Genomic DNA, 18,240 nt, shown 5'->3' with positions numbered 1-18,240 from the left:
CGACGACCGTCACAAACGCGATGAGGATTCCAAGGACGACTCCCGACACACGTAACATCCGACCGACTGTTCTTTTCAATCCATCAGCCAAAATGTTTACCGACTTCGTGTTCTCATCATTGCGTGGATGCTGGGTGACTCGGCCTTGACCAGTACAACGGTCGATATCATATCGTAGGACACCGAGTCGTCTTGCATCCTTGAGAGGGGGAAGTGACGAACTGATAACTCTCCACGCTTCTCCCGTTCTCCTTCATCGGTTAGCTCGGCGTGTGTTCCCGTCACTGGAACCGATCGTTCTAGAGGCGAGGATATCGAAACGACGCTCGCAAGTCCCGTCCTCGATGTGTCCGGATGAAGTTTATCTTGTTGGGTATCTAACTATCACACGATGTTCCGTATGCTCCTTTCGGCGATCGGTCTCGTCGAACTGTTGTCTCCGGAAGCGCTCATCGATCGGGCGGAGCGCCTCGCACTCGATAATCCCGACGACTGTGAACTGCGGCCATGGGTCGTTCCTGGTGCGCGGGTCGAAGGACTCGTCTTCTTGATTACCATGTGGCGAAGCGACCGCTCGTACGCCGCGTTCAAGCAGTTCCTCGGTGTTATCGGACTTCTTGCGCTGGCGTTCCCACGTGCCTACGTCGACTATGGGACCAAACTCGCGTACACCGATGCCAACGACTGTCGGTGGAAACCGTGGGTCTACTTCGGTACCCGCTTGATCGGAGCGCTGTACGTGATCATCGCCCTCGACGAACTACGGAAGGACTGATCTCGAACTGAGGTTCACGACGAGTTGGCGGTTTCGAGGCGTGTGGTCGGGGACCTGACCGTTCGAAACGGTTCGATCCTCGTCACTACCGTTCACCCATCCGAATCAGGGCCACAATCCACGGGACTCTTTGGCCTCGCCGATTCGGGAGAGGGCGACCACGTAGGCGGCGTCTCGCCACGTCACGTTCAACGCCGATTTGGCGTCGGACACGTCGTCCCACGCGCGGAGCATCGCCGTCTCCAGTTCGTCGTTCACGCGTTCGAGCGACCACGACCGACGGTTGATGTTCTGGAGCCACTCGAAGTACGAAACGGTCACACCGCCCGCGTTGGCGAGGATGTCGGGAACGACGGCGACGCCCTTCGATTCGAGGATCTCGGCGGCCGCGAACGTCGTCGTGTTGGGAGCGGTAACCGGTATAGACCTCGACGGAGCCGTCGTCGCACTTCAGCGGGGACCGTCACACGTTGCACCTTCGTCGGGTGCATCAATCGCTCGACGATACCCGGGTTCACGTCCACGAGTCCCGCAACCCGTTCCAGTTGTCGTCGGGCCGTGTCGAGTGCCGTCTCGGATTCGGGTTCGGCGTGGGATTCAGGCTCCGAGGTCACGTTCCCTTCATGCTTCACCATCAGGTGGTCACCTCCGGCTTGATGCGGCGGTAGACTGACTCGACTGAATCGATAACGGCGTCGGCGATTCGAGAGACCGAGGTCTCACTGAGTGTCAGCGGCGGAGCGAGCAGCAGGTGGTCGCCCGCCAGCCCATCGACTGACCCCTTTCCTGGGTACGTGTAGACGCCGCGGTCGAGTGCCGCGTCGTAGATCCGTTTGTACACCTTCGAGGAGGGGTCGAAGGGCTCTTTCGTCTCCGTATCGGCGACGAATTCCAGTCCGACCATCGGCCCCATCGCACGGAAGTCGCCGACCATCGGGTGGTCTCGGAGCGTGTCGAGTTCGGAGACGAGTTGGCGGCCACGGGTGCGACCCTGTTCGAGCACGTCGTCCGTATACTTGTCCACGACGAAGCTCGCCACGGCCGCGGACAACGGGTTCCCGGCGAACGTGTGGCCGTGGGAGAACGAGACGCCGTCGTGGGTGAACTCCTCGGCGACGTGGTCACGGACGAGCACGGCACTCATCGGCGTGTAGCCGCTGGTGAGGCCCTTTCCGAGCGTCATCATGTCGGGAACGACGCCGTAGTGTTCCATGGCGAACAGCGGCCCGGTTCGGCCGAATCCGGTCATCACCTCGTCCGCGATGAAGAGCACGTCGTACTCGTCGCAGATGTCGCGGACCTCCTCGTAGTAAACGGGGTGCGGTGCGGCCGCGGGGATGCTGGCGCCGCCGACCGGTTCGGCGATGAAGGCGGCGACCGTCTCGGGACCACGTTGGCGAATCGCCGTTTCGAGTTCACGCGCGGCGGCGCGGGCCTGCTCTTCGGGCGTCCCCTCGAACGGCCACCGGTACGGGTACGCGGGCGAGATATGCTCCCAGTCGGCCAGGAACGATTCATAGCCACGCCGTCGAAGCGTGTTCCCGGTCGCGGACAGCGCCCCGAACGTCGCGCCGTGATACGACTGCCAGCGGGAGATCACGACGGATTTCTCGGTCTTCCCGCACGAACGGAAGTACTCTCGTGCGAGTTTGAACGCCGCTTCGTTCGCCTCGCTCCCCGAGTTCGTGTAGAACACTTTGGAGAGATCCCCGGGAGAGCGCGTCGCGAGCGTGCGCGCGAGCCTTTCGGGTGCATCGTGGGAGAAGTGAGACAGACTGAGATACGAGACTTCCGACGACTGTGACTCGAATATCCGATCGATGCCTGGAACCGAGTGGCCGAGATTAGTCACCGCCGCGCCCGACGCGGCGTCGATGAGTCTCTCGCCGTCTTCGGTCACGAGGAACTCGTCGGTGGCGTAGTCGACCCTCGGCAGGTTGGGCTCGATACCACCACCCCATTTGTAGAATATGTGGTTCTGATGTGCCATCTATAACGATTGACTGCACTCTAAGGTGAAATAAGTCTTACTAAGAAAACCGAATTTTGGAGAGGTTACAAACGACTCTGGTCGATATAAAAATGGCGTCGGATGGACTCGCGTCTCGGGGTCGGTATGAATGGAATGGTCGGGAGGCCAGAATCGACGGCGGATTCAGAGCGTCGGTTCCTGCTCGATGGGAATGTGGACCGTCTTCTCTTGGGTGTAGGCGTTGAGCGTGTCGCGGGAGCACTCGCGGCCCATGCCGGAGCGTTTGAACCCGCCGAACGGGCTACCGGTGACGGTGCGTCCGTAGAACTTGTTGACCCAGACGCTTCCCGCGTCGATGTCGGCGGCCGCGCGGTGGGCGAGCGAACCGTTCTCCGTCGCCACGCCCGCGGCGAGGCCGAACTCCACGTCGTTGGCGAGTTCGATGGCCTCGTCGTAATCGCTGAAGGTGATGACCGTCTCGACCGGACCGAATATCTCCTCTTGAGCGATTCGCATGTCGTTGTCGGCGTCCACGAAGACGGCGGGTTCGACGAACCAACCGTCGTCGGTGCCCTCGGCTTCGACGGCGTTTCCGCCCGTCGCGAGGGTCGCACCTTCTTCGACGCCGAGTTCGAGGTACGAGTTCACCTTCTCGTACTGCGCTTCGGAAACGAGCGGGCCGAAGGTGGTCCCCTCGGAGAGCGTGTCACCGATGGTGTGTGACTCCATCTCCTCGACCAATTTCTCGACGAACTCGTCACGGACGTCCTCGTGGACGAGCGCGCGTGAACAGGCGTCACACGACTGGCCGGTGTTGTACGTGATGCTCCCGGCGACGGTCTCGGCGGCCTGCTCGATGTCCGCGTCGGGGAAGACGACGAACGGCGACTTGCCACCGAGTTCCAGCGTGACGGGCGTGATGTTCGAGGCGGCCGACTTCATCACATCCTCGCCGGTCACGTCCTCGCCGGTGAACGAAACCTTCTGCACGTCGGGGTGACCCGTGAGGGGCGCGCCCGCCTCTTCTCCGAATCCGGGGACGACGTTGAAGACGCCGTTGGGCAGAACACCCTCGGAGAGTTCGGCGATTCGGAGCGCCGTGAGCGGACTCTGCTCGGCGGGTTTCAACACGACGGCGTTGCCAGCGGCGAGCGCCGGACCGATCTTCCAGGAGGTGAGGACGAGGGGGTAGTTCCACGGCGTGACGCATCCGACGACGCCGTAGGGCTCACGGCGGGTGTAGATGTGTGCGTCGTTTGCCGCCGCAATCTGCTTGCCGCCCTCGGCGCGACAGATGTTCGCGTAGTATTCGATGAAGTCGATTCCCTTCGTGATCTCTCCTTTTGCGTACGACAGCGGCTTCCCCACGTCGAGGCTTTCGAGGAGCGCGAGTTCTTCGAGGTGATCGCGGAGCACCGACACCCATTCGAGGAGGGTTTCGGACCGCTCCGCGGGCGTCGCGTTGCCCCACTCGCTCTCGAAGGCGTCCTGTGCGGCATCGACGGCCGCGTTCACGTCGACGTCGTCGCAGCGAGGGACCGAGAGGATGGGTTCGTCCACGACGGGGTCGCGCGTCTCGAACGTCTCGCCGCTTTCCGCCGGGCGGGACGACCCACCGATCCACGCTTCGAACGATCCGAACGACTGGGCTTCCTCGCTCGCTTGCTGATGATTCTCCTGAATCGAGTCGGTGTAGTGTTCCAATTCCATGATGGTTGTCCTCGTTCGTCATGCACCTTGGATCGAGCGCTAATAAAACTAACTAGATACCAAAATTGACGAAGTTATTTTGTGATGATTCTAATTTGGAGGGTGTTTGTTAGCTCGGAGATGAATGAGTGGGTGAGACGGTGGCGTAGTTCGGAACGATCGACCGACGACCCGAGTATCGCGTACTCACCCCACGCGAGTCACTCCGTCGCGGGGACGAACTTGAACCCGTATCTGACGACTCCCTCCTCCTCGTAGATTCGGCGAATGCGACCCGAGACGGGCATACCGACCGCCACCTCGGTAGGGTCGACATCCGTGACCTGTGCGGTGATTCGCGGCCCCTCGTCGAGTTCGACGATGGCGACGACGTACCGCCCCTCCGCCTGCGCCTGCCCGGCGAACTCCGGGGGCGCACCACCCGGCGAGAGGACGGTGTAGGAGTAGATGATGCCCTCTCCCGAGAGGTCGGCCGCCTCGAACGCGTCGCTTCGGCAATCGGGACAGGCTCCCTTCGGGGGGAACACGACGGTCCCGCAGTCGGTACAGCGTTCGCCCTCGAACGCCAATCGTTGCCCCACGGTTCGCTCGTACATCGGAATCGAGATGTGTGCACCCATCAGTTCGACACCTCCTGCAATCGCGCGTACTCGGCGTAACTCAACTTCTCGGTCGCATCGAGCGAGGCACCGACGCCAGCCGACGCGCCATCTTCTTCGACCCTGTCGGTCGTCTCGAAGACGAACGCACTTGCACCGTGGCCGTACCCATACCCCGCGACGAGGATTCTGGAACCCGATTCCGCGGCGTCGAGGGCCGCGGAGAGACCGACGAGGGGCGAGGCGACGCCCGCGAATCCCATGCGCTTGACGACGAATCCGGCACTCATCTGGTCGGCGTCGAATCCGAGTCGAGCGCCACCGCGCCATGACATCTTCACGTCGTCCTGCGGGAACACCGCGTGGTCGATATCCTCGGCCGCGCAGTTCGCCTCAGCGAGGGCGTCGTCCACGACGACCGAGAGCGCTTCCACGAAGCCGTCCGTCGTGTACCCGCCGAGCGAGAGGTCGGTCACCTGCCCGTCCGTTCGGAACTTCGCCGGGAGGTAGGCGTCCACGTAGTGGGCGCTTCCGACGCGGACCGCGAGCGGGTCGTCACCGACGACGAACGCCGCGGACCCGGCACCGAGGACGTGCTCGGCGTCCTCGTCTCGCGGAGCGTCGGGCGTATCGGATGCGACTACGAGGGACGACCCGAACGAGAGTCCGACGTCGAGTGCTTCGAGGCCCGCCTTCCACGAGTTGCCGAACTCCAGTGTCCGGCATGCCCCGTCGATACCGAGCGCCCGCGAGAGCGGTCCACTCACCAACGACCCCGACTGCGGATTCGACGTGGTGGCGAACGCGAGCGTCTCCGTGCCCTCTACGTCGACCGCTCGCCCAGACTCCGTGGCCATCGTGATGGCGTCTTCGTCGTAGGAGAGGACCGTCTTGCGGTCGATTCTCGCGGCGAATCGTCCCCACGCCTCCTCGTACGTTTCAGCGGTGACGTGGTAGGACGGAAGCGAGACGGCGTAGTCGGTTATGCCGACGCTCATGCGTCCACCTCGTAGATGAAGACGGTCGCCGCACCGCCGGACCCGCCGACGTTGTGCGAGAGGGCGACGCTGCCATCGACCTGTCGTTCGCCCGCGTCGCCGCGGAGTTGGTCGAACACCTCCACGACCTGTCCGATACCGGTCGCGCCCAGGGGGTGACCCTTCGACTTTAGCCCGCCGCTCGTGTTGACGGGCAGGTCGCCGTCCCGTCGCGTCCGACCCTCGTCGATGAGTCGCCATCCCTCGCCGCGGTCGGCGAATCCGAGGTCCTCGTACGCGAGGAGTTCCGCGATGGTGAAGCAATCGTGGACCTCCGCGAGGTCGATGTCGTCGGCGGTTCTCCCCGCGCGGTCGTAGGCCGCGTCGGCCGCCTCGCGGACCGCCGAGAGCGACGTGATGGTGTCCCGGTCGTGGAGCGCGAGATGGTCGCTGCCGCCGCCGAATCCGGTGATGTACACCGGGTCGTCGGTGTACTCGTGCGCCTCGTCGGCCGGGACGACCATCGCGCAGGCCGCGCCGTCGGTCGTCGGGCAGGCGTCGTAGAGGTTCAGCGGGTCGGCGATTTCCGGCGCACCCTGTGCCTTCTCCAGCGAGACTTCCCGTTGGAACTGGGCTTTGGGGTTCACCGCACCGTTCTCGTGGTTCTTGACCGCGACCTTCGAGAGGTGTTCGTGTTCGGCGTCCGTCTCGTGGAGGTATCGCCGGGCGGCGATGGCGTAGACGCCCGCGAACGTCATGCCCGCGAGACGCTCGTACTCGGTGTCGCCGCTGACGCCCAGCCAGTACTTCGATCGGTCGCCGCTGAGGTCCAGCATCTTCTCGACGCCGCCCGCGAGGACGGCGTCGCTCGCGCCCGACCCGACGGCGTGAACCGCGTCGAGCAGGGCGAAACCGCCGGAGGCGCAGGCGTTTTCGACGCGCTGGACCGACACCCCCGTCAGTCCGAGGTGCGACGTCAGCGACGCGCCCGTGATGCCGAGTTGGTAGCCGCCGACGCCGAGACTGCCGACGTAGGCTCCGTCGAGGTCGTCAGCCTCGAATCCGTGGTCGACGACTCGACCATCGCGTCGTAGGCCGATTCGAACAGTTCCTTGATGCCAGCGTTGGGGTGTTCCCCGTAGGGACTCTGTCCCGCGCCGACGAGTGCCACGTCACGCACTAGTCGCCACCACCCGTGTAGATGCCGTCGGGGTCGAGTTCCTCGCGGATGAGTCGAATCTCGTCGTCGTCGGGGGTCGGCGTCTCGGTCACGTCGTCGGCGAACTGGACCTCCCAACCGGTCGCCTCCTGTACCTCGTCGCGGGTGACGCCGAGGTGCAGCGTTTCCACGTACATCTCCCCGCTGTCGTCGAATTTCATCACGGCCTTGTCGGTGATGACCGCCTCGGGGCCGCCACGGAGGCCCATCTCCTCGCGGCCCTCGCGTCCTTCGATGTACCCCGGCGAGGTGACGAAATCGACCTCCTCGGGGAATCGGCGCTTCTGGTGGGGTGCGATGATGAGTGTCCGATGGGCGTTACTGGAGATTTCACAGGCCCCACCGCTACCCGGAAGCCGAACCTTCGGGTCGTCGTAGTCGCCGATGACGGTCGAGTTGATGTTACCGCGTTTGTCGATCTGTGCGCCGCCGAGGAATCCCACGTCGATGCGTCCGGCCTGAAGATAGCGACTGAAGCCCTCGTACATCGGAACGATGCTTCGAGCGCCCGTTGCGAGAACCGGGTCACCGATGGAGAGCGGGAGCGCGTCGGGGTTCGAATCGACGGTCCCCGATTCGTATATCATCTGGAGGTCCGGCGCGTGCGTCCGCTTGGCGAGGTTACACGCGAGGTTCGGGACGCCGACGCCCACGAGGACGGTGTCGTCGTTCTGCAGTTCGAGCGCCGCGCGCGTTATCATCTGTTCCGTATCGGTGTAGTCGAGGTCGCTCATGCGTATCGCCCCATGTCGATGGGTTCGGCGTAGTCGTGGGTCGGTTCGAGGTCGAGGAGGCGCTCGGCACCGAGTTTCTCGACGTATTCACGACGGTCTTCGACGCCGTAGACCCACTCGTCGAGCCATTCCTGGGTGGTCTCGTGCGTCTTCGACATCTCGTTCCAGTCGAGGTACGCGGCGTTGTCGCGGCCGTAATATCCCTGCGTGTAGGAGGGGTGCGATCCGTAGGGTGCTTCGACCACGTAGTCGACGACGGTCCCCGGAATTTCGGTCCGATTGGGGTCGCTTCGGAGCGTCTCGGCGTCCACGATTTCCTCGACGCAGAGAACGACCGTGTCGGCGGCAAAGGCCGCGTCGACCACGTCGCCAGTTATTCCCCAGAGGTGCGCGTCGCCCTCGGGACTCGCGCGCTGCCCCCGGACGATGGACACGTCAGGGTTCAACGGTGGGACGACACAGACCTGTTCGTCGGGGGCGAACGGGTTCTGAACGGTTCGGATATTGTCGTTGTGCTCCGGGAGACTCGACCCGACGAGGCTCCGAAGGGGAACGAACGGCATGTCACGCGCGCCAGCGAACAGACGCGAGACGAGGCCGAAGTGCGAGTACTCGTCGATGGTTATCTCGTTCGGGACGCCGTCCTCGACTGCGCGACGGAACGCTCGAAGACTCCCGACGCCGGGGTTGCCCGCCCACGAGAAGGTGACTGCCGAGGCGCATCCGGCGGCAATCATCTGGTCGAAGACGAGGTCAGGCGTCGCCCGCATGAGGTGGAGGTCCTCGTACCCCTGTCTGATAATCTCGTGGCCCGCAGCGAAGGGGATGAGGTGCGTGAACCCACCGAGGTAGACGCTATCCCCGCCGTCGACAGCACCCGAGATCGCGTTCGTCAAATCTGTTACCTTCGTCATCTCTGTCCTGATTTGTAGCGATCCTATTTTTATCTTCCCCTCGCGGAACCAATTACAATTCAGACCGGTATATTTTGACTATAGTGCAATATATGGTATGTGTTGGCATTCTACGTGGCGGTAGAATGGATGCGGGATCGAGAGGAATCCGGTGTGTGTGTGAAGAGGACAAGTGAGGATGAGAAAGAAGGTGAGGATGAGAACGGAGGAGAGGGGAGATTCGAAGTCGGTCGCGAATGGCACTTGTCGAACGACCGTCGAGGCTCAGGAACGGAGGGCTTCGAGGTCCTCGTCGTCGTAGTTGACGAGGAGGCGGGGTTCGTCCTTGAACGTCTTGAGGACGATGTTCGTAGCCGAGTGGGAGACTCCGTCGGTGTGGATGATGTCGTCGATGAACTGCTGGAGGTGGTCGTGGTCGCGGAGGTGAGCGATGAGGATGAACGACTTCTCACCGACCATGAAGTACGCCGTCTGGACGCCGGAGATGTTGGAGAGACGCTCGCCAATATCGTCGTATCCGGGGCCGTACTCGCTCTTGATTTCGCTGATAACGGTGAGATTCAGTCCGAGTTTCTTCCGGTCCATATGCGGTACCTCCCCCGTGACGATGCCCCGCTCGCGGTACTTCTCTATTCGGTAGTAGACCGTCGAGGGACTGATCCCGAGTTTGTCGCTCAGTTCCTCTACGTCCACGTCAACGTCGCCTTCTCGATCCAACCAGCGGAGTATCTCGAAATCTTTCTCATCGAGGTTCACGTCGGCCATGGTTGTAGTAAGATGAATAGAGTATATAAGTGCTTTCCAATTTGTTGAGCTTTCATCGATAATTGTCGAGCAGGGGTCGTGGACGGCGGTCGCGTCCGGGGCTCACTGGACCCTATGGTACGATGACCGTTGTCCATCCGCGCGCGGTCCGCATGCGACAATTCAGACCAATAATAGTCGCGCATATTCCGAACTGATGCAATTTTTTCCCTATAATTTAATACTCAGCACAACAGACCCCGTGCCATGAGCAAGCAAGACAATCGGTCGGTAGCGGGACCAAACATCGTGACGGACCTGCCGGGAAAGAAGGCGAAACGACTCGTCGAGGCGGACGGCGAGGTCGTCTCGCCGAGTTCGCCGCGGGCGTACCCGCTCGCCGTCGAGAGTGCGCAGGGACTGAACGTGACCGACGTGGACGGCAACCGCTTTTGGGACTTCGCCAGCGGTATCGCGGTGACGAACGTCGGCCATCGACACCCGAAGGTCGTGGAGGCGGCGAAGAACCAACTCGATTCGCTGGTCCACCCGGCGTTCTGCGACTACTACTCCCCGGAGCCGACGCGACTGGCCGAACGGCTCGAAGTGATCGCTCCCGGTAACTCCCCGAAGAAGGTGTTCTTCGGCAACAGCGGTGCGGAGGCGGTCGAAGCAGGGATGAAACTCGCACGGCATCACACGGGCCGCCACCGATTCGTCGCCTTCGAAGGCGGGTTCCACGGGCGGACGATGGGCGCGCTTTCGCTCACCGCGAGCAAGACGAAGTACAAGCGCGGTTTCGGCCCGCTCGTCCCCGGTGTGGACCACATTCCGTACCCGAAACCCGGAAAGTACGGTAGCGACGAGGCCGCGATGAAAGCGACGTTCGACGCCTTCGAGGACCTGATTCGGACTCGTGTCCCCGTAGACGAAATCGCGGCTATCGTCGTCGAACCCGTACAGGGCGAGGGAGGCTACGTCGTGCCACCGGAGGGATTCCACGAGCGCCTCCGCGAGTTCGCGGATGACCACGGGATTCTCCTCATCGCCGACGAAGTGCAATCGGGATTCGGCCGCACCGGCGAATGGTTCGGGATGGACAACTGGGGCGTCGAACCCGACATTACCCTGATGGGGAAGGGCATCGCCAACGGTCTCCCGATGTCCGCGATGGTCGCCAAAGAAACGGTGATGACGTGGGGTGCGGGAACGCACGCGAGCACGTACCACGGGAATCCCGTGGCCGCTGCGGCCGCGAACGCCGTTATCGACGTCATCGACGACGAGAACCTCCTGGACAACGCGACCGAGGTCGGTGCACACCTGATGGGCGAACTCGACGCGCTCGCGGAGGAGTTCCCGCAAATAGCGGAGGTGCGCGGCCTCGGCTTGATGATCGGTGCCGAATTCGTCGACCCCGAGACGGGGAAACCCGACGGCGACCTCTCGGAAGCGGTCATGCACACCGCTTGGCGACACGGTCTGATGATCCTCCCGTGCGGCCAGAGCACGGTCAGATTCGCGCCGCCGCTTACCATCACGAAGGAACAGGCGACGGTCGGTATCGAACTCTTCGGCGAGGCGCTCGCGGAGGCGCTGGAGTAATTCTCCCGCCATGTCCTCTGATACGACATCCGAGACTTCCGCCGGTATCGTTGACGAGATAGATCCCGACGAGACGGTCGAGTTGCTCCGGGACATGGTTCGGATTCCGAGCCCGTTCTTCGAGGAAGAAGAGATCGCTGCGTACATCTACGACTGGTTGGACCAACGCGGCCTCGACCCGGAGTACCACGCCGTCTCGGAGCCAGAAATCACCGACTTCGAGGGGAACAACGTCGTCGCCCGCCTGGAAGGCACCGACCCCGACGCGCCGACGGTCCTCCTGAACGGGCATATGGACACCGTCCAGCACGTCGACGGTTGGACCGAAGATCCATGTTCGGGCCGCATCGAGGACGGTAAACTGTACGGACAGGGCGCGTGCGACATGAAAGGCGGCCTCGCTTCGCTCCTCGTCGCCTTCGAGACCCTCTCGAAGCGCAACCTCCGCGGCGACGTGATTCTCACGACCGTCGTGGACGAAGAGGGGCCGTTCGGCCTCGGAACCGACGCGACGATTCGAGACGGTCTCACCGACGACTGTGACCTCGCCGTCGTCACCGAACCCGCGCCGACCATCACCCAACAGGACATCGAGAACCCGGCCATCGTCCTCGGCGCTCGTGGCCGCTTTCTCTACGAGGTGACTGTCACCGGAACGGCCGCACACGGATCACAACCGGACATGGGGGTGAACGCTGCGCTCGACGCCGCGCGTCTCGCAACGGCCTTCGAAGGGTTGGAACTCGGCCAGCATCCGAAACTCGGTTCCGGTTCCGTCTGCCTGCTCTCCATCGAGGGTGGAGGCGAACCGCTCTCGGTCCCCAACCGCTGTGTGATGGAGATCGACCGTCACGTCGTGCCCGGCGAGACGGCCGAATCTGTCCTCGCGGACGCGGAGCAACTCGTCGCCAGCCTCGACTTGGAGAGCGACGTGGACGTTTCACTTCGGGGGACGCCGGAGCCGGATATGTACTTCCAGCCCTACGTGACCGACGAGAACGACCCGCTCGTGCGACCGTTCTTCGAGAGCATCCGCACGCTGTTCGACGCCGATCCCGACGTGGGCTACTTCTCCAGTATCGGTGACTTCAACCACCTCGGCGGCCGCGCCGGGATTCCGACCGTCATCGTCGGACCCAGCGGCGCGAACGTCCACGGAACGGGCGAGTACGTCCAACTGGACGGGGTAGTCGAGACCGCACAAGTCGTTTCCGACGCAGTGAGTCGGTTGGTCGAGTGAGCGGTAGGAGAGAGCAATCAGGCCGTTCAGGGTGATCACCCCACGCCACTCACTCGCGAAACACGTCGGTGAAGCCATCGAACCGCGAGAGCCGAACCGCGTCGAAGTATTCCGTCGGATTTCCGCGAAGGAGTTGTTCTGCGACGACGTGTCCGATGACCGGTGCGAGTTGGATACCGGCGGCGTTGAACCCCGTAACGTAGAAGCCGTCTACCTCGGTCCAACCGGCAATCGCGCCGCCGTCGGGTGTCAGCGAGCGCACGCCGACCCACTCGTCCGCAATGCGTGCTCCCTCGGTCCATGGAAAGTACGTCTCGACCACGCGCCGAATCTTCTCGCGGAGGTCCGCGGGAACCGCAGTCGGCGCGTCGGTGGGGTCGATGTCGCGTCTGGCCTCGTCGTAGCCGCCGGGATAGTGGCCCGCGAAGACGGTTCCGTCGGGTTGCTGGCGGAAATAGACGCCGCTCTCGGCGTGTTTGACGCTGAACGTGTCGTAGGGGACGTCTGCGGGCGGATCGAAAACGAGAATCGGGCCGAGGGTGTGTCGAATCGGGAGTTCGAGGTCGACCAATCCCGCGACGTGGGTGTTCCACGGTCCGGCCGCGGCGACGACGGCGTCGAACTCGCGGTAGTCGCCGTCGGCAACCAGACCCGTCACGGAGCCGTCATTCGCCGTCACGTCCTCGACGTTAGTACCCGTCTCGAAGGTCACGCCTCGATCTCGCGCCCGTGCGACGAACTCCGCGGCGAGTTCGGTCGCGTCGAGAAATCCGATGTTCGGACGGAAGAGTGCGCCCTCGACAGTGGATGTATCCAGTCCCGGGTGGAGGAGTTCCGCGTCGAGTTCATCGCCGGGGACAAACTCGACCGGCCCGGAAGCGTACTCGCGGGCCTCGGCTCTCAGCTCTTGGGCCTTCTCCGGTGTTGAAGCGATTCCAAGGCGGGGCGCGAGCGTGTACGACGAGTTCGCCTGCGGAGCTGCGAGGAACTCGTTGTAGAGGCGAACGCCGTAAGCCTTGAGGAGACGATATTCCGGCGATTCATCGCCCCAGAGACCGCAGAACGCGCCCGAGGCGGCCGTCGTCTCGTCCGCGAGTTTGCCTTGTTCGAAGACCGTCACGTCCGCGTCGGCCGTCCCGCCGAGGTGATACGCGACGCTCGAACCGACGATTCCGCCACCGATGACTGCGATTCGTGTCGTTTGCATGGAAGTGGTCGTTACGCCGACCCGGAGGGCCGTACGTCCGTCCCATAGTCGTAAATGGGCGGCATTAACAATTATTCCGATTATCCAGAACGAGATGGGAGATTATATAGACGATGTTGTAGATACTGCAATTGAACGGCAATAATCTCCATCTCGTCCGGGCGGCCTCGCCAGAAAGGCGGCAGGGAACCTCCGGTAAACAGTTGGGTTCTGCGAGCGATTTTTGAGCAACACTCGATTCAACACACTCCATTACTGGATGGCCAATTTTAGAATTTGGACGAAATTATGAACCTAATATTCTACTGCGCCCATCCAGGCCCAAAAATTTTAAGTAGTAGCGATGGGATGGCTCGATATAGTATGATAGAGAAACTCAACCGTCGTTCGTTCCTCAAGGCCACTGGGGCGACGGCGGCGATCGGTTCTTCGGCCCTGGCAGGATGTACGGGGAACGATGGAACGACCACGAAATCCGGCAGTAACGAGATGACCGATACGCTGAAGTTCTACTCGTGGGGTGGATCGACCCAGGAGGCGCTCAACAAGCACGTCATCAAACCGTTCGAAAAGGAGTACGACGTCACGGTCAAGCAGTCGAGCTTCGGCGGCCAGGACAAGATGCTGGCCAACGTCCGGTCAAGCTCCGAGGGTGCCTACGACATCATCATGCCTTCGACATCGACCTCCTACGCGGCGGCGAAGCAGGACCTCGTCGAACCGCTTCGTCTCGACAACATCGAGACGTGGTCGAACCTCATGCCGGTGTTCAAGGACTTCATCGTCGACCCCGGAGAGAAAGTCCACACCGCGCCGCTGTACTACGGTACCATCGGAATGGCCTACAACACCGACCAGGTCGACGACTCCAACGGCGTTTCGTGGGACATGACCTTCGACCAGAAATACAAGGGCAAAGTCGCCATGGAAGGCGTTCCGTACGTCCGCGTGTTCACGACTGCACTCAAACTCGGTATGGACCCGAACAAGATGGTCGGTGACGCCGGATCCTACAAGGAGGGCGTGAAGAAGGTTTACGATGCGATGGCCGAACAGCACGACCTCGTCAAGAAGTACTGGACGAGCGGGCAGGAACTGACCTCGCTGTTCTCCAACGAAACGGCCTACGTCGGCGAGGCGTGGGGCGGTCGTATCCTCTCGCTTCAGGGAGAGGGCTACGAGAACCTGAAGTACGCCATCCCCAAGGAAGGTGCCATGGGCTGGACCGACACGTTCGCGATTGCCAAGGGCTCGAAGAACCGGTACACCGCCGAGAAGTTCATCGAGTTCGCCTACCGCGACGACGTCATCAAGAACCTCGCGCCCGAAATCGGCTATCCGCCAGCGACGAAAGTAACTTCGAGTGACATCAAGTCGCTTCCTGATTTCGACTCGTCCGGCGGTGAGGGTCTGAAATTCCAGGATATGGAGTTCAAGAACGAACACCAACAAGACTGGTCCCAGACGTTCGAACAGATCAAACTTGGGAACTACTGAGAGATCTCAGACAGTTGTTTATATTCAAATACACGATTACCCCCGATACAACATGAGCTACGTACAAATTTCCGGTGTCACGAAGTGGTTTGGTGACGTGCATGCAGTCGACGACGTCAGTTTCGAAGCCGAACGCGGTGAGTTCGTCTCTCTCCTCGGTCCGTCAGGGTGCGGCAAGACGACGACGCTCCGAATGATAGCCGGACTCGAAACGCCGACGTCGGGAACCATCGAAATCGGCGGTGAGGTGGTGACCGAACAACCCCCCTACGAGCGCGACATCGGCATGGTGTTCCAGCACTACGCGCTCTTTCCGCACAAGACCGTCGGCGAGAACGTCGGGTTCCCGCTGAAGATGCGCGGCGTCGGCAAGGAAGAACGTCGAACCCGCGTCGAAGAGGCACTCGAAATGGTCAGACTGCCGGGTATGATGGACCGGTCGCCGACCGAACTCTCCGGCGGCCAACAACAGCGCGTCGCCCTCGCGCGGGCGCTCGTGTTCGAGCCGAACGTCCTCTTGATGGACGAGCCACTCTCGGCGCTCGACCGCGTCCTTCGACAGAAGATGCGCATCGAACTGGAACGCATCCAAGAGGAGATCGGCATCACGACCATCTACGTCACCCACGACCAGATGGAGGCGTTCTCGCTGTCCGATCGGGTCATCGTCCTCGACAGCGGCGAACTGTCCCAACAGGGCAGTCCGCTCGACATCTACGAGAACCCGCAGTCCGAGTTCGTCGGCGAGTTCATCGGCCAATCGACCAAACTCGCAGGGACGATCACCGACGGAGACGACAACGTCGCACTCCGGACCGACTCCGGCTTGACGCTCGAATCGACCGAGAAAACCCTCCCGCCGAACGCGCCAGCGCTGGCCTTCCTCCGGGCGGAGAAACTCAGCATCTCGAAGGTCTCGACCGGGGCCACGAACGAACTGTCGGCGACGGTGAGGACGATGAGTTATCTGGGCGAGAAGACGCTGTTCTTCTGTACGCTCTCGACCGGCGAGGAGATAACCGTCGCCGAACACGGCTTCACCGGCGTCGAAGAGTACGAGTCCGGTGACGAGGTGTTCATCACGATTCCGGCGGAGGAACTCCTCCTCGTGGACAGCAAATCCGAGGGAGAACCCGCATGAGTAGCGAGCAAGAGTCATTCGGAAACGGCGTTCAATCGGCCTCCGTCGAGACGGACGGCCTCCGCGAGTGGCCGTTCAAGATCAGGACCGCGATACTTCGATCCGGGCCCGTCACCGGCCCGTTCGAACGAATCAAAAACCGCGAGAGCATCCTCGCCAGCGTGCAGGCGGGTCTCGGTCTCGGTTGGATGGTCCTGTTCCTCTTCGCCCCGCTCCTGTACATCGTGACGCTGTCCTTCTGGCAGCGCGGCGCAGGTGGTGTCATCATCCAGCAGTTCTCGCTGAGCAATTACGAGTACATCCTGACACAGAACGTCGATCTCGCCACGCTGACGTTCGATAACCTGTATCTAACCATTCTCTGGCAGTCCCTGAAATACGGCTTGTTCGTCACGCTGGGCGCGCTCGCCCTCGGATACGTTCCAGCGTACTTCCTCGGCCGGACCGTCTCGAAGTGGAAGGCGGCGTTCCTTCTCCTCGTCGTCCTTCCCTTCTGGGTTCCGCTCATCATCCGGTACTACGCGTGGATCCTCGTCCTCGGGAACAAGGGCCTCCTCGTGTCGATGCTCGGGTGGGTCGGCATCGAGAGCGGTGGGTTCCTCTACTCGGACCTCGCCGTCATCTCGGGACTCACGCAGGCGTTGCTGCCGTTCATGATTCTCCCGATCTATAACAGCGTCAACGAGATAGACGACTCGCTCATCGAGAGCGCGAAGACGATGGGTGCGACGCCTCTACGGACGTTCTACGAGGTGACGCTCCCGCTGACGCTGCCGGGTATCAGCGCGGGCGTGATTCTCGTGTTCATCCTCTCGGTCGGGAGTTATATGGCACCGGCGCTGCTGGGTTCCCCGTCGAACACGATGGTCGCCAACCTCATCGAGACGACGTTTGGCCAGAACTTCGATTGGCCGCTGGCGAGCGCCATGGGCGTCGTCTACCTGCTCGTGTTGTTCACCCTCATCAGTGTGTTCAACCGGTTCGTTGGCCTCGACGACGTGATCGGAGGTGGTGCCGAATGAGGACCCGCGACGAACTCGGATGGAGCGCGATCAAGGGGACGACCGGGTTAGTGTACCTGTTCCTCCTGTTCCCGCTCCTCGCGGTCGTGATCATCTCGTTCCAACCGTCGAAGTTCCCGACGTTCCCGCCGGAGGGGTTCAGCCTCAAATGGTACCAGGCGTTCCTCAACAGTGACCGGATGCTCACGGCACTCAGGAACAGTTTCATCGTCGCGCTCGGCGCGTCGGTGTGTGCGGGCATCGTCGGCACCATAACCGCCCTCGGATTCGTCCGGCGGTCGTTCCCCAAGAAGGACATCCTGTCGAGCGTGCTGTTCCTGCCGATGATAATCAGTCCGGTCGTCATCGGCGTGGCGCTGACGGCCTTCCTCACGAAGATGGGGTTCCAGAAGAACTACCTGTTCCTCATCGCGGGCCACACGACGCTCGTGTTGCCCTATATCTTCGTCACCGTCCGAGCCCAACTCTACGGGTTCGACCAGGAGGTCGAGGAGGCGGCGATGACGCTCGGGGCGAACGAACTGGAGACGTTCTTCGAGGTGACCCTCCCGCTCATCACGCCGGGGCTCGCCGCTGGGATGCTCCTCGCGTTCGTCATCAGCTTCGGCGAGTTCACGGCGACCCAGTTCTGGGTCCAACCGTCGACCTCGACCGCGCCCATCGAGATTTACACGATGGTCCGCACCAGCATCACGCCGATGATCAACGCGATGGCCACGGTGCTGATGCTCATCACCGTGGTCGTCCCACTCACTTTGGATCTCATCCTCGGCAAGAACCTCATCCTCAAATCGGGGCTCTGAGACGTCGCCGAGAATTTCTTCACGGGTGGGGAGGAAAGCCTGCCACGTCCTCGAAGCATGGACTGGTATCAATAGGATCGA

16 protein-coding genes and 2 pseudogenes are annotated in these 18,240 nt (G+C 62.1%); 7 read left to right on the top strand and 11 right to left on the bottom strand.

Annotated elements, in window-relative coordinates; translation table 11 throughout:
• The first annotated feature begins 391 nt into the window (after window positions 1–391).
• Complete coding sequence (locus tag NKF26_RS13955) at window positions 392–775, top strand: hypothetical protein (RefSeq protein ID WP_253225692.1); 384 nt, start codon at window positions 392–394, stop codon at window positions 773–775.
• 105 nt (window positions 776–880) lie between these two features.
• Here the strand turns inward: NKF26_RS13955 and NKF26_RS13950 are convergent.
• The 10 genes and pseudogenes from NKF26_RS13950 to NKF26_RS13905 form a co-directional block, all read right to left on the bottom strand.
• Window positions 881–1,174: pseudogene (locus tag NKF26_RS13950) on the bottom strand (Glu/Leu/Phe/Val dehydrogenase); the annotation flags it as partial.
• Window positions 1,093–1,410, bottom strand: a complete 318-nt coding sequence (locus NKF26_RS13945; RefSeq protein WP_253225691.1) for a hypothetical protein — start codon at window positions 1,408–1,410, stop codon at window positions 1,093–1,095. The pseudogene NKF26_RS13950 and the gene NKF26_RS13945, both read right to left, overlap by 82 nt.
• Window positions 1,410–2,765: an aspartate aminotransferase family protein gene (locus tag NKF26_RS13940; RefSeq protein WP_253225690.1), complete on the bottom strand. Its 1,356-nt coding sequence runs from the start codon at window positions 2,763–2,765 to the stop codon at window positions 1,410–1,412. The genes NKF26_RS13945 and NKF26_RS13940 overlap by 1 nt, the downstream gene beginning before the upstream one ends.
• Window positions 2,766–2,930: 165 nt before the next feature.
• Window positions 2,931–4,457, bottom strand: coding sequence for an aldehyde dehydrogenase (locus NKF26_RS13935; protein WP_253225689.1), 1,527 nt, complete (start codon window positions 4,455–4,457; stop codon window positions 2,931–2,933).
• A 200-nt stretch (window positions 4,458–4,657) separates the two neighbouring features.
• A complete protein-coding gene (locus tag NKF26_RS13930) occupies window positions 4,658–5,077 on the bottom strand; it encodes a Zn-ribbon domain-containing OB-fold protein (RefSeq protein WP_253225688.1) in 420 nt (139 codons plus the stop codon).
• The gene (locus NKF26_RS13925) at window positions 5,077–6,054 is read right to left on the bottom strand and encodes a hypothetical protein (protein ID WP_253225687.1); all 978 of its coding nucleotides are present in this window, start codon (window positions 6,052–6,054) and stop codon (window positions 5,077–5,079) included. The genes NKF26_RS13930 and NKF26_RS13925 overlap by 1 nt, the downstream gene beginning before the upstream one ends.
• Window positions 6,051–7,213 (bottom strand): annotated as a pseudogene (locus NKF26_RS13920) (thiolase domain-containing protein). The gene NKF26_RS13925 and the pseudogene NKF26_RS13920 overlap by 4 nt, the downstream one beginning before the upstream one ends.
• On the bottom strand, window positions 7,213–7,986 hold the full coding sequence (locus NKF26_RS13915) for a CoA-transferase subunit beta (RefSeq protein ID WP_253225686.1): 774 nt from the start codon (window positions 7,984–7,986) through the stop codon (window positions 7,213–7,215). Before NKF26_RS13915 ends, NKF26_RS13920 begins: the two are co-directional and overlap by 1 nt.
• Window positions 7,983–8,900: a CoA transferase subunit A gene (locus tag NKF26_RS13910; RefSeq protein ID WP_253225685.1), complete on the bottom strand. Its 918-nt coding sequence runs from the start codon at window positions 8,898–8,900 to the stop codon at window positions 7,983–7,985. The genes NKF26_RS13915 and NKF26_RS13910 overlap by 4 nt, the downstream gene beginning before the upstream one ends.
• 264 nt (window positions 8,901–9,164) lie before the next feature.
• Window positions 9,165–9,665, bottom strand: coding sequence for an Lrp/AsnC family transcriptional regulator (locus tag NKF26_RS13905; protein ID WP_253225684.1), 501 nt, complete (start codon window positions 9,663–9,665; stop codon window positions 9,165–9,167).
• Between the two features lie 246 nt (window positions 9,666–9,911).
• On the opposite strand from NKF26_RS13905, the gene NKF26_RS13900 reads away from it, so the two are divergent.
• Together NKF26_RS13900 and NKF26_RS13895 are read left to right on the top strand one after the other, a co-directional pair.
• Entirely contained in the window at window positions 9,912–11,249 is a 1,338-nt protein-coding gene (locus NKF26_RS13900; protein ID WP_253234465.1) for an acetyl ornithine aminotransferase family protein, read from the top strand.
• Between the two features lie 10 nt (window positions 11,250–11,259).
• Window positions 11,260–12,489 (top strand): M20 family metallopeptidase, encoded by a 1,230-nt coding sequence (locus NKF26_RS13895; RefSeq protein ID WP_253234464.1) that lies wholly within the window; start codon window positions 11,260–11,262, stop codon window positions 12,487–12,489.
• A gap of 49 nt (window positions 12,490–12,538) precedes the next feature.
• Here the strand turns inward: NKF26_RS13895 and NKF26_RS13890 are convergent, their stop codons facing one another.
• On the bottom strand, window positions 12,539–13,696 hold the full coding sequence (locus NKF26_RS13890) for an FAD-binding oxidoreductase (protein ID WP_253234463.1): 1,158 nt from the start codon (window positions 13,694–13,696) through the stop codon (window positions 12,539–12,541).
• Between the two features lie 363 nt (window positions 13,697–14,059).
• Here NKF26_RS13890 and NKF26_RS13885 point away from each other — a divergent pair, with 363 nt between their 5' ends.
• The 4 genes from NKF26_RS13885 to NKF26_RS13870 are packed head-to-tail and all read left to right on the top strand — an operon-like array spanning window position 14,060 to window position 18,159.
• The gene (locus tag NKF26_RS13885; protein WP_253234462.1) at window positions 14,060–15,193 is read left to right on the top strand and encodes a PotD/PotF family extracellular solute-binding protein; all 1,134 of its coding nucleotides are present in this window, start codon (window positions 14,060–14,062) and stop codon (window positions 15,191–15,193) included.
• Between the two features lie 52 nt (window positions 15,194–15,245).
• Entirely contained in the window at window positions 15,246–16,334 is a 1,089-nt protein-coding gene (locus NKF26_RS13880) for an ABC transporter ATP-binding protein (protein WP_253234461.1), read from the top strand.
• Window positions 16,331–17,356 (top strand): ABC transporter permease, encoded by a 1,026-nt coding sequence (locus NKF26_RS13875; RefSeq protein ID WP_253234460.1) that lies wholly within the window; start codon window positions 16,331–16,333, stop codon window positions 17,354–17,356. Before NKF26_RS13880 ends, NKF26_RS13875 begins: the two co-directional genes overlap by 4 nt.
• A complete protein-coding gene (locus tag NKF26_RS13870; protein WP_253225677.1) occupies window positions 17,353–18,159 on the top strand; it encodes an ABC transporter permease in 807 nt (268 codons plus the stop codon). Before NKF26_RS13875 ends, NKF26_RS13870 begins: the two co-directional genes overlap by 4 nt.
• Window positions 18,160–18,240 lie beyond the last annotated feature (81 nt).

Source organism: Haladaptatus sp. AB618, assembly GCF_024136965.1.
GTDB lineage: Archaea > Halobacteriota > Halobacteria > Halobacteriales > Haladaptataceae > Haladaptatus.
The sequence above is the reverse complement of the archived record's forward strand: the minus strand, read 5'-3'. Positions and strand labels throughout refer to the sequence as shown.

What these genes read in the sequence shown, in the direction of transcription:
- NKF26_RS13915 (WP_253225686.1), bottom strand. Translation starts at nt 7,986, where the DNA reads ATGAGCGACCTCGACTACACCGATACGGAACAGATGATAACGCGCGCG.
- NKF26_RS13940 (WP_253225690.1), bottom strand. Translation starts at nt 2,765, where the DNA reads ATGGCACATCAGAACCACATATTCTACAAATGGGGTGGTGGTATCGAG.
- NKF26_RS13880 (WP_253234461.1), top strand. Translation starts at nt 15,246, where the DNA reads ATGAGCTACGTACAAATTTCCGGTGTCACGAAGTGGTTTGGTGACGTG.
- NKF26_RS13910 (WP_253225685.1), bottom strand. Translation starts at nt 8,900, where the DNA reads ATGACGAAGGTAACAGATTTGACGAACGCGATCTCGGGTGCTGTCGAC.
- NKF26_RS13905 (WP_253225684.1), bottom strand. Translation starts at nt 9,665, where the DNA reads ATGGCCGACGTGAACCTCGATGAGAAAGATTTCGAGATACTCCGCTGG.
- NKF26_RS13870 (WP_253225677.1), top strand. Translation starts at nt 17,353, where the DNA reads ATGAGGACCCGCGACGAACTCGGATGGAGCGCGATCAAGGGGACGACC.
- NKF26_RS13895 (WP_253234464.1), top strand. Translation starts at nt 11,260, where the DNA reads ATGTCCTCTGATACGACATCCGAGACTTCCGCCGGTATCGTTGACGAG.
- NKF26_RS13885 (WP_253234462.1), top strand. Translation starts at nt 14,060, where the DNA reads ATGATAGAGAAACTCAACCGTCGTTCGTTCCTCAAGGCCACTGGGGCG.
- NKF26_RS13945 (WP_253225691.1), bottom strand. Translation starts at nt 1,410, where the DNA reads ATGGTGAAGCATGAAGGGAACGTGACCTCGGAGCCTGAATCCCACGCC.
- NKF26_RS13930 (WP_253225688.1), bottom strand. Translation starts at nt 5,077, where the DNA reads ATGGGTGCACACATCTCGATTCCGATGTACGAGCGAACCGTGGGGCAA.
- NKF26_RS13900 (WP_253234465.1), top strand. Translation starts at nt 9,912, where the DNA reads ATGAGCAAGCAAGACAATCGGTCGGTAGCGGGACCAAACATCGTGACG.
- NKF26_RS13875 (WP_253234460.1), top strand. Translation starts at nt 16,331, where the DNA reads ATGAGTAGCGAGCAAGAGTCATTCGGAAACGGCGTTCAATCGGCCTCC.
- NKF26_RS13925 (WP_253225687.1), bottom strand. Translation starts at nt 6,054, where the DNA reads ATGAGCGTCGGCATAACCGACTACGCCGTCTCGCTTCCGTCCTACCAC.
- NKF26_RS13890 (WP_253234463.1), bottom strand. Translation starts at nt 13,696, where the DNA reads ATGCAAACGACACGAATCGCAGTCATCGGTGGCGGAATCGTCGGTTCG.
- NKF26_RS13935 (WP_253225689.1), bottom strand. Translation starts at nt 4,457, where the DNA reads ATGGAATTGGAACACTACACCGACTCGATTCAGGAGAATCATCAGCAA.
- NKF26_RS13955 (WP_253225692.1), top strand. Translation starts at nt 392, where the DNA reads ATGTTCCGTATGCTCCTTTCGGCGATCGGTCTCGTCGAACTGTTGTCT.